Origin of the sequence: Bradyrhizobium sp. CCBAU 11386 (assembly GCF_028128955.1) — a bacterium.
Taxonomy (GTDB): Bacteria; Pseudomonadota; Alphaproteobacteria; order Rhizobiales; family Xanthobacteraceae; genus Bradyrhizobium.
On sequence record NZ_LBKA01000258.1, the window covers coordinates 152,122 to 163,071 of the forward strand.

Genomic DNA, 10,950 nt, shown 5'->3' on the forward strand with positions numbered 1-10,950 from the left:
AAGCGGGGAGAGGCGAAGTGACTGGCGGAGAATGCAACGGATGAACAAGCCGCCCTGATGGTCCGAGAGCGCCGCGATCCCGAACAACGTCCGTCCCCCGAGGCGCTGCTGGAAACAGCGCGCCGGGAGGAAAGCGCGAGCGGCAAGCTGAAGATTTTCGTCGGCGCCGCCCCCGGCGTCGGCAAGACCTACGAGATGCTGCAAAGCGCCCATGCCAAGCGCAAGGCCGGCATCGACGTCGTGGTCGGCTTCGTCGAGACCCACGGCCGTGCCGAAACCGAGGTGCTGGTGCGGGGGCTCGAAGTCGTCCCGCGCAAGAGGCTCGACTACCGCGGCCAGACGATCGAGGAGATGGACCTCGACGCCGTGATCGCACGACGGCCGCAAATCGCGCTGGTCGACGAGCTCGCCCACACCAACGCCGCCGGCAGCCGGCATCCCAAGCGCTATCTCGACGTCGAAGAGCTGCTCTCCCACGGCATCGACGTCTACACCGCCGTCAACATCCAGCATATCGAAAGCCTGAACGACGTCGTCGCCCAGATCACCCATGTCCGGGTGCGCGAGACGGTGCCGGATTCGATCTTCGACCGCGCCGATGCGATCGAGCTGATCGACCTCACGCCCGACGATCTGATCCAGCGGCTGAGGGAGGGCAAGGTCTACGTCCCGAAGCAGGCCGAGCGGGCGCTGGAGCATTACTTCTCGCCGGGCAATCTCACCGCGCTGCGCGAACTGGCGCTGCGCCGCACTGCCGAACGGGTCGACGAGCAGCTCCTCACCCACATGCAGGCGAACGCCATCGCCGGCCCCTGGGCCGCGGGCGAGCGCATTCTCGTCTGCGTCAGCGAGGACCCGCGCGCCGCCGGGCTCGTGCGTTACACCAAGCGGCTCGCCGACCGTCTGCATGCGCCGTTCACCGCGATCTCGATCGAGACCCGGCGCTCCCTGCAATTGTCCGACGACGAGCGGGACCGGCTCGCGGACACGCTGCGGCTTGCGGAATCGCTCGGTGGCGAAGCCTTGACCATTCCCGCCGTCGGCCGGCGCATCGCCGACGACGTCGTCAATTTCGCACAAGGCAACAACGTCACCCAGATCGTGATCGGCAAGTCGACGCGCTCGCGCTGGTTCGAGATCACGCGTGGCTCCGTCGTGCATGACCTGGTGCGCCGTGCCGGCAATATCACGGTTCATGTCATCGCCGGCGACGATGTGCCTGGTGAGGCGGCGCCCAAGACCGCGGTGCAGACCGCGGCGCGGACGGAGCCGTTCGTCCCGCTGCCGTATCTGAAGGCGCTCGGCATCGTGCTGATCGGTCTCGGCGCCGCCGAGCTGATCCAGCCCCGGTTCGGCATCGAGAACGTTGACCTCGTGCTGCTCACGGCGGTGGTGGCGGTCGCGGTCCGCTATGGCCTTTGGCCATCGCTGCTTGCCACCGTCGCGGCCTCGCTGTCTTATAATTTCTTCTTCCTGCCGCCGATCTACACCTTCACGATCACCGACCCGACCAACGTCGCCGCCTTCGTGCTGTTCATGGTGGTGGCGATGATCGTTTCCAACGTCGCCGCACGCGTGCGGACGCAGGCCGATGCCGCGATCGGCCGCATCAGGACCACCGAGCAGCTCTATGCGTTCAGCCGGAAGCTCGCCGGCACGGCAACGCTCGACGACGTCTTGTGGGCGACCGCCTATCAGATCGCGCTGATGCTGAAGGTCCGTGTGGTGCTGCTGCTGCCGGAGGACGGGCTGCTGACGGTGAAGTCCGGCTATCCGCCGGAGGACCAGCTCGATCAGGCGGACCTTGCCGCCGCCAACTGGGCCTGGAGCAACGATCGCCCGGCCGGCCGCGGCTCGGACACGCTGCCGGGCGCGAAGCGGCTGTTCCTGCCGATGCGCACCGGGCGCGGCCCGATCGGCGTGATCGGCATCGACAACGACCGCACCGGGCCGCTGCTGACGCCGGACCAGCGCCGGCTGCTGGATGCGCTGGTCGACCAGGGCGCGCTCGCGATCGAGCGCGTGCTGCTGGTCGAGGACATGGACCGCGTCAAGCGCACCGTCGAGTCCGAGCGATTGCGCTCGGCGCTGCTGACCTCGATCTCGCATGATCTGAAGACGCCGCTCGCCTCCGTGTTGGGGGCGGCCTCCACCATGCGTGATCTGGCCGGCGCCTTGTCCGACACCGAGAAGCGCGACCTGCTGGCGACCGTGATCGACGAATCCGAGCGGCTCAACCGTTTCATCGCCAATCTGCTCGACATGACGAAACTCGAATCCGGCGCCATCGTGCCCAACACGGCGCTGCACGATCTCGGCGAGATCGTCGGCAGCGCGCTCCGTCGGGCAGCCAAGATCCTCACCGCACACAAGGTGGAGCTGGTGTTGGCCGCCGATCTGCCGATGCTCCAGCTCGACGCGGTGCTGTTCGAGCAGGTGCTGTTCAACCTCCTCGACAACGCCGCGAAGTATTCGCCGGCAGAGACGACTATCTCCATCAAGAGCCAGCGCGAGCGAGATCAAGTGGTGCTCCAAATCGCTGACGAGGGCAGCGGTATTCCGCCGGACGAGGTCGAGAGCGTGTTCGACAAGTTCTATCGCGTGCAGAAGGGCGATCACGTCCGTCCCGGCACCGGGCTCGGGCTCGCCATTTCCCGTGGCTTCGTCGAGGCAATGCATGGCACGATCTCGGCCGCCAACCGCAGCGACCGGAGCGGCGCGGTCATCACCATCCGTCTGCCCGTTCCGGCGCAGACCCACGCATTGGATACCGCCGCATGAGTGCCGCCCCGATCAAGGTTCTGGTCATCGACGACGAACCACCGATCCGCAAATTGCTGCGGATGGGGCTGACGACGCAGGGCTATGAGATACTGGAAGCGTCAAACGGCAAGATTGCGCTGGAGAAGCTCACTGAGGAGCCTGCCCTGATCATCCTCGATCTCGGCCTGCCCGACATCCAGGGGCACGAGCTGCTCCGCACCATCCGGGCCCGCAACGAGGCTGTGCCGATCGTGGTGCTGTCGAGCCGGGGCGACGAAGCGGGCAAGGTGCAGGCGCTCGATCTCGGCGCCGACGACTACCTGACCAAGCCGTTCGGCATGGACGAACTCCTGGCGCGCCTGCGCGCCGCGCTGCGGCACCAGCTCCAGGTCCAGGGCGAGCGCCCGGTGTTTCGCACCGGCGATCTCTCCGTCGATCTCGTCCGCCGCATCGTCAAGGTCGGCGAGCGCGAGGTCAAGCTGTCGCCGAAGGAGTACGATCTCCTGCGCGTGCTGGTCCAGCACGCCGGCAAGGTGCTGACCCACCGCTTCCTGCTCAAGGAGCTCTGGGACGAGCTGACCGATGCGCAATATCTGCGCGTCTATGTCCGCCAGCTCCGCCAGAAGATCGAAGCCGATCCGGAACGTCCGCAATATGTACTGACGGAGACGGGGATCGGGTACCGGCTGAAGGCGGGGGATTAGGCGGTCGCGTCGTCAGCATCGAGCGCTGGCTTGAGCTACACTCGTCATGGCCGGGCTTGACCCGGCCATCCACGCGCTTCCGCTCGCGAGGAGAGACGTGGATACCCGGGTCAAGCCCGGCCATGGCGACTGAGGTTGTGGCGCGAGCCTGTTTCCGCATCGTCATTGCGAGCGCAGCGAAGCAATCCAGATTATCTCCGCGGAGGGATTCTGGATTGCTTCGCTACGCTCGCAACGACGGAGCAAAGTCAGCCCGCCTTGCGATGCCGCGCCGGCGACCGGTGCGTCTTCCTGGCGGCTCGTTGTCGTCCCGTCGCTCGGCGCGCATGGGACTTCGCCGCCGTCTTTTTCCCGCCGCGCCCCTTCAGGCTCTGCTTCAGCGCATCCATCAGGCTGACGACATTGCTCGGCCGCTCCTCCGGCTCCGGCAGCTCGATTGTCTTGCCGCCCGCCTTCCGCTTCACCAGGGCCTTCAGCGCGGTCTCGTACTCGTCCTTGAACTTGCTCGGATCGAAATGCGCAGCCTTGGTGTGCAGGATGTGACCGGCGAGCTCGACCATGTCCTTGGTGATCTTCGGGCTCTTGATGTCGTCGAAGAACTGGTCCTCGTCGCGGAGCTCATAAGGGTAGCGCAGCGTGGTGCCGAGCAGACCCTTGCCGAGCGGCTCGATCGCGATGATGTGCTCGCGGTTGGTAAGCACGATTTTTGCGAGCGCCACGCGTTCCTCGTCCTTCATGGCATCGCGGATCACGGCGAAGGCGTCGAGCGCGGCCTTGCCGTCAGGGGCGACGTAATAGGGGTGGTTGAGGTAGCGCCTGTCGATCTCGTCCCGGGGGACGAAGCTCTCGATGTCGATGGTGTGGTTGCTCTCGATCTGGACCGCCTCGAGCTCTTCCTTCTCGACCTCGACATATTTGCCCTTGCGCAGCTCGTAGCCGCGGACCTTCTCGCCATCCTCGACGACGTCGCCGGTTTCCGAATCGATCATTTGCTGCTTGAGGCGATTGCCGGTCTCGCGGTTGATCATGTGAAACCGGGTCTTCTCGGCGGCGGTCGTTGCGGGATAGAGCACGACCGGGCAACTGACCAGCGACAGCTTCAACGTTCCCTTCCAATAGGCGCGGGGGGCCATTCCATTCTCCAGCGTTTTCAAGGCATTTTGGAACTCCAACCGGCCCGTCGGGTTTTGGTTCCGGGTGGGACTTTTGCCGTGATAGGCTTGAAGCCGAAAGAGATGCGGGACCGGTCGTGCTGCGAAAACTCTCCACCTATCGACAGAAGCGGGACTTCGAGAAGACCCCTGAGCCCTCCGGCGAGGCGGCGGTAGCCTCCTCGAAGCAGCGACGCTTCGTGATCCAGAAGCACGATGCCACCCGGCTGCACTACGATTTCCGGCTCGAGTTCGATGGCGTGTTCAAGTCCTGGGCGGTGACGAAGGGGCCCTCGCTCGATCCGCATGACAAGCGGCTGGCGGTCGAGGTCGAGGACCATCCGCTCGACTATGGCGATTTCGAAGGAACCATTCCGGAAGGCCAATATGGCGGCGGCACGGTCATGCTGTGGGACCGCGGCACCTGGGAGGCCGAGGACCCCGAGCGCGGCTTCAAGAAGGGCGACCTGAAGTTCACGCTGCACGGCGAAAAGCTGCACGGAAGCTGGGTGCTGGTCCGCATGCGCAACGATCGCGATGGCGGCAAGCGCACCAACTGGCTGCTGATCAAGCATCGCGACGAATATGCAAGCGAGGGCGAAGACATCCTTGCCGAGGACAAGTCGGTCGCCTCTGGCCGCGCAATGGCGCAGATCGCCGAAGGCAAGGGCCGCGCGCCAAAGCCGTTCATGCTGGCGAAGGGTGCCAAGAGCAAGGCCGATGCGGTGTGGCAGTCCAACCGCGTCGAGGAGACGAAGGGGCGGACCGTCGCGCCGGCGCCACGCGCGGCGTTGAAGGCCGGCAAGGCGCCAAGGAAGAGAGCCACGACCGCGACGAATGCCAAAACGGTCTCGGAGATGCCGGATTTCGTCGCGCCGCAGCTCTGCACGCCGGTCGAGCGTCCGCCGGCCGGCGACGCCTGGTGCCACGAGATCAAGTTCGACGGCTACCGCGTGCAGCTTCGCATCGAGGGCGGCAAGGCGACGCTGAAGACTCGCAAGGGTCTCGACTGGACCGACAAGTTCGCCTCCATCGCGAAGGAGGCGAACGCGCTGCCGGAGGCCATGATCGACGGCGAGATCGTCGCGCTCGACCACAACGGCGCGCCGAACTTCTCCTCGCTCCAGGCCGCGCTGTCGGATGGCAAGACCGAGGACCTGATCTTCTTTGCCTTCGATCTCCTGTTCGCTGAAGGCCGCGACTATCGTCGCCTTCCGCTCGGGGAGCGCAAGGCGCGGCTTAAGGAACTGCTGGAGCAGCGCAAGCGGAAATCGAGCCAGATCCGCTATGTCGAGCATTTCGAGAGCGGCGGCGACGCCGTGCTGCAATCGGCCTGCAAGCTCGAGCTTGAAGGCGTGGTGTCGAAGAAGCTGGACGCGCCGTACCGATCGGGACGGACGGAGAGCTGGACCAAGGCAAAATGCCGGGCCGGCCATGAGGTCGTGATCGGCGGCTGGAAGACGACGGCGGGAAAATTCCGCTCGCTGATGGCCGGCGTGTATCGCGGCGATCACCTCGTCTTCGTCGGCATCGTCGGCACCGGTTTCGGCGCCGACAAGGTCAAGCGCATCATGCCGCTCCTGAAGGAGGCGGCGTCGAACGACAACCCGTTCGGCGGCAAGAACGCGCCGAAGAAGACGCGGGACGTGCACTGGCTGAAGCCTGAACTCGTCGCCGAAATCGAGTTCGCCGGCTTCACCGCCGACGGCAACATTCGTCAGGCCGCTTTCAAGGGGCTGCGGCAGGACAAGCCGGCCGAGGAGGTCGAGGCGGAAACGCCCGCCGATACCGAGCTCGCCAGGCCTTCCGCCGGAAAGCGCGCTCCGGTGAAGCCCGCAAAGAAGAAAGATGCCGGCGCCGCCGAGGTCATGGGCGTCACGATCTCGAAGCCGGACAAGGAGCTGTGGCCGGATGGCGGCGACGGCGAGGGAGTTACGAAGCTTGATCTGGCGCGCTATTTCGAGGCGGTCGGCGGCTGGATGATCGCGCACCTGAAAGGCCGCCCCTGCTCGATCCTGCGCGCGCCCGACGGCATCGGCGGCGAGACATTCTTCCAGCGCCATGCCATGCAGGGCACCTCGAACCTGCTCGAGCTCGCCAAGGTTTCCGGCGATCGCAAGCCGTATTTGCAGATCGATCGCGTCGAGGGACTTGCCGCGGTCGCGCAGATCGGCGGCCTCGAGCTGCATCCCTGGAATTGCGCGCCTGATGCCTATGACACGCCGGGCCGGTTGGTATTCGATCTCGACCCCGCGCCGGATGTCGATTTCGCCGACGTCGTCGAGGCGGCCAAGGAGATGCGGCAGCGGCTCACTGACGTCGGCATGGAGAGCTTCTGCAAGACCACCGGCGGCAAGGGCATTCACGTGGTGGTGCCGCTGCACCACGGCGCGCGCGACAAGGTGAGCTGGAAGGAGGCCAAGGCGTTCGCGCAAGGTGTCTGCCAGTGGATGGCGGATGACGATCCCGAGCGCTATCTGCTCAACATGTCCAAGAAGCTGCGCAACGGAAAGATCTTTCTCGATTACCTGCGCAATGACCGCCTGTCGACGGCGGTGGCGCCGCTATCGCCCCGCGCCCGCGACGGCGCGACCGTGTCGATGCCGGTAACCTGGGCGCAGGTGACGGGCGATCTCGATCCGAGGCGGTATACGGTGCGGACGGTGCCAGGCCTGCTGGCGCGCTCGAAAGCATGGGAGGGCTATGACGATGCGGCCGCGTCGATCAAGGCCGCGATGAAGAAGCTCGCGGGGAAGATGAAGTAGTCGCTCCTGTAAGCGTCATTCCGGGCTGCGCGAAGCGCAGACCCGGAATCCAGAGGTTTGCGGCGCGAGATTCCGGGTTCGCGCTTGCGCGCGCCCCGGAATGACCGACTTGGCTAGATCCGTCCCAGCAGCAGCAGGATCAGCAGAATGACGATGACGAGCCCGAGGCCGCCGCCGCCGTAATAACCGGTGCCGTAGAACGGTCCGCCGCCGATGCCGCTGAAGCCGCCGAGCAGCGCGATGACCAAAATGATCAGAATAATCGTACCGATAGACATGCTAATCTCCTCCGGCCCTTTGTCGAAAGGGTCGCTTGCACCTGTCCCGTGATGCGATGGCAACTTGCCGCAGGTTTTAAAGTTCCAGTTGTGAAACGTGGCTATGGGTCCGACCCGCTTGGAACCTTTGCCGCTCGGGCCGGCATGATGAAGCGAGAGTCAATCAGCGCAGGGCAAGGCCATGTCAGCACCGCTTGTCGTTTCAATTCCGCATCGTCTCGGCCGCGAGGAGGCGGTGCGCCGTCTCAAGACCGGGCTTGGCCGCGCGGCGGCGAGCATTCCCGTGATTCAGGTCGAGGAGGAGCGCTGGAGCGGCGACAGCATGAGTTTTCGCATCCGCGCGCTCGGGCAGATTGCCACCGGCCAGGTCGACGTCGCCGACGACCAGGTCAAGGTGCAAGTCGTGCTGCCCTGGCTGTTGCAGCGCTTTGCCGAGATGGCGCAGGCGACCATCCGCAAGCGCGGGCAGTTGCTGCTGACCAAGGACGAGGGAAAGTGATTTTCAGGCGCGCACGCGCTGCCGCGCAGACCTGATGGCGCCCGCTGTGCGGGCCTCGATGACGGCCGCAGGAAAATCGCGGAAAGCCTGCACGACCGGCAGTTCGTTGCCCGCAAGTCCCGGCGCGGTGTAGCCGGTGATGTCGATGGTGGCGTCAAAACCTTCGAGTGCGGGCCATTCCCGGCCGCCTTGCGTGAATGGCGCGAACAGCCGCCCAACCACCACAATTGCCGCAGTGCGGTCGCGGCGACGGGCGAAAGCGATCACATGATCGGCGTGCGCGCCATGGACCTCCAGCGACTGGTAGTCGCCTTGCGCAAAAACGCCGGCGAGCTCGTTGCGCAGCTTGAGGAGGTGCCGCGTCCAGGCCAGCTTGATGCGGCCATCCGGCCAGGCCTTGATCAGGCTGCTCCAGTCCGGACCGGATAGCGAACCCAGCGCCGTATCCCGCCCGGAAAAATCCACCGGACGGCGGTTGTCGGGATCGACCAGCGACAGATCCCAGAATTCGGTGCCCTGGTAGAAGTCCGGGATGCCCGGCAGCGTTGCCTTGAGGGTGAGCTGGCTCAGCGAGTTCAACGCGCCGAGCAGTGCGACGCGGCGCGCCAGGGTTTGCAGCGCCTCCAGGAATTCGCCCGACTGCGCAGGATCGAGGATCTTCGCGACGAAGTCTCGTAGTCCGGTCTCGTAGATCTCGTGGGGATTGAGCCAGCTCGTCTCTTCCTTGCCCTCGCGCGCGGCCTTCAGCGCGTAGGCCTGGATACGCTCGACGAAACCAGCATCGATCGCCTCCTGGAGCGGCCAGGCGCCAAGCAGGGTCTGGTAGAGCATGTATTCGAATGTCGCCGATGGCGCGCGCAGATTGCCGTGGAGCGCGAGGTGCGGCGCGTTCAGCACTTTCCAGCGTGAAACCGCGCTGGTCCATTCGCCGGGAATTTCGCTGATCGCTGCGATCCTGGCGCGGGCGTCCTCGCCGCGCTTGGTGTCGTGGGTGGCGCTTGCCGTCATCCCCTGCGGCCACTCCCTGGCGCGCGCTCGCATGGCCTCGTGGAAGGCGGGAATGGCGAGGCCGGTGCTCGCGGGATCGCCGCCGACCTCGTTCAGCGCAAGCAGCCGGTGGAATTGGTAGAACGCGGTGTCCTCCAGCGATTTCGCCATCACCGGCCCGGTGAACTGCTGCACCTTCAGCGCGAAGCGGCGCACGCGTGGGGCGCTGTGCGGGGGCCGGCCTGGCTTGAGCAGGTCCATGGTCAGGGCATCGCGCAGGAAGTCGAAAATGCCCTCGTCGGCGGCGAACCACTCTGCACGGGCACGCACGATGGTGTCGTCGATCAGCTTGCGATCGTGCGCGGCTGGCGCGCTTGTCGTGAGATAGGTGCGATAGACCGGGAAATGCAGCACGTAGAGCTCGAGCGCCTGCCGCAGGCTGTCGGCCGAGAAGTCGCGGGTCGAGTAATGCCCGTTGGCGATGCGCGCGAGCAGGCGCGTCAGCACGATGAATTCGCTGGTGAGCAGCGTCTCCAGCACCCGCCGCTTGGCCTCCTTGACGTAAGGTGCAAGCCGCGGTGGGCGATTGCTGACTTGCCGCCAGGTCTCGTCCAGCGCTTCCAGCCCCTTGGCGTCGACCAGCACTTGCGTGATGACGTTCATCCACTCATAGCCGGTGGTGCCCTGGACGCCGGCGAAATGCGGCAGGCGCTCGTGCTCGCACAGGATCTTTTCGATCACGGTGTAGAACGGCTTGGTGTTTCCTTGTGCGTCGCGCACCAGCCGGCGCAGCCGCTGGCAGTACTGGGCGGGATCGCGCAGGCCGTCGATGTGATCGAGACGGATGCCGTGCAGCTTGCCGTCGGCAACGAGCTGTTTCACCAGCCGGTGCGTGGCAGCGAATGTGCCGGGGTCCTCGACACGCAGTCCGGCGAGCCCGTTGACGTCGAAGAAGCGGCGGTAGTTGATGTCGCTGGAGGCGAGCCGCCAGTGGCCGAGCTTGTAGTGCTGCCGTTCCAGCAGATGATGCAGCGCCAGCGTCTGCGCCGGACGATCCTTGGCCGCACGATAGGCGGAGAGACCGCGCGCGATGATGTCGGCCGCGCCCGCAATCTCCTTCAGCTCCGCCTTGAAGCCAGGGGCTTCCTTGCGGTTGGGGCGGCGCAGCCCGGTGTAGCGCGCCGCGAGCGAAAGCAGGCGCTTGCCGGCCTCCGTCTCGGCGGCATCGGCTTCCTTCACGAAAATCCGCAGCATTTCGCCATAGCGCTCCGGGGCGATCGGGAGGCGGTGCTCGAAATACCAGGCAGACAGGCTGCCTTCCCCGGCATCGTAGCGCAGCTCGATGTCGCCGCGCTCCAGCGCCTCGCCATAGGACGAACCGAGGATCGGCAGCAGCACGCCGCCGCGGGCGCGGTGGGGCAGCAGATCCCAGTCGATATCGAAGGCGACCGCGTGCGGCGAGGTCGGTCCCCATTCCAGCACGTCCAGCCACCAGGGATTGTCGGCAAAATGCACGCCGACATGGTTCGGCACGAAGTCGATGATGAGGCCGAGGTCGTTCTGCCTGAGAGCCTCGCTCAGCCGCGCAAAGCCGGCCTCGCCGCCGAGCTCCGGATTGAACTGGCTGTGATCGACGGTGTCGTAGCCGTGCGTCGAGCCCTTGCGCGCCTTCATCACCGGCGAGGTATAGAGGTGCGTGATTCCGAGCGATTTGAGATAAGGCACCACCGCGGCAGCCTTGTCGAAGTCGAAATCGGCGGTGAGCTGAAGCCGGTAGGTCGCGAGAGGAATGGCCGGAGGCAT

7 protein-coding genes are annotated in these 10,950 nt (G+C 65.6%); 4 read left to right on the plus strand and 3 right to left on the minus strand.

The window, feature by feature from the left end:
- Positions 1–57: 57 nt before the first annotated feature.
- Entirely contained in the window at positions 58–2,781 is a 2,724-nt protein-coding gene (locus tag XI09_RS40125; RefSeq protein WP_271571832.1) for a sensor histidine kinase, read from the plus strand.
- The gene (locus XI09_RS40130; protein ID WP_135175669.1) at positions 2,778–3,467 is read left to right on the plus strand and encodes a response regulator; all 690 of its coding nucleotides are present in this window, start codon (positions 2,778–2,780) and stop codon (positions 3,465–3,467) included. The genes XI09_RS40125 and XI09_RS40130 overlap by 4 nt, the downstream gene beginning before the upstream one ends.
- A gap of 248 nt (positions 3,468–3,715) precedes the next feature.
- On the opposite strand, the gene ku is transcribed toward XI09_RS40130, so the two are convergent.
- A complete protein-coding gene (gene ku / locus XI09_RS40135) occupies positions 3,716–4,600 on the minus strand; it encodes a non-homologous end joining protein Ku (protein ID WP_271571833.1) in 885 nt (294 codons plus the stop codon).
- A gap of 116 nt (positions 4,601–4,716) precedes the next feature.
- Here ku and ligD point away from each other — a divergent pair, with 116 nt between their 5' ends.
- A complete protein-coding gene (ligD, locus tag XI09_RS40140; RefSeq protein ID WP_271571834.1) occupies positions 4,717–7,383 on the plus strand; it encodes a DNA ligase D in 2,667 nt (888 codons plus the stop codon).
- A 113-nt stretch (positions 7,384–7,496) separates the two neighbouring features.
- Here the strand turns inward: ligD and XI09_RS40145 are convergent, their stop codons facing one another.
- A complete protein-coding gene (locus XI09_RS40145) occupies positions 7,497–7,661 on the minus strand; it encodes a DUF3309 family protein (protein WP_007595743.1) in 165 nt (54 codons plus the stop codon).
- 181 nt (positions 7,662–7,842) lie between these two features.
- On the opposite strand from XI09_RS40145, the gene XI09_RS40150 reads away from it, so the two are divergent.
- Positions 7,843–8,160 (plus strand): polyhydroxyalkanoic acid system family protein, encoded by a 318-nt coding sequence (locus XI09_RS40150; protein WP_271571835.1) that lies wholly within the window; start codon positions 7,843–7,845, stop codon positions 8,158–8,160.
- A 3-nt stretch (positions 8,161–8,163) separates the two neighbouring features.
- On the opposite strand, the gene treY is transcribed toward XI09_RS40150, so the two are convergent.
- On the minus strand, positions 8,164–10,950 hold the full coding sequence (treY, locus tag XI09_RS40155; protein ID WP_271571836.1) for a malto-oligosyltrehalose synthase: 2,787 nt from the start codon (positions 10,948–10,950) through the stop codon (positions 8,164–8,166).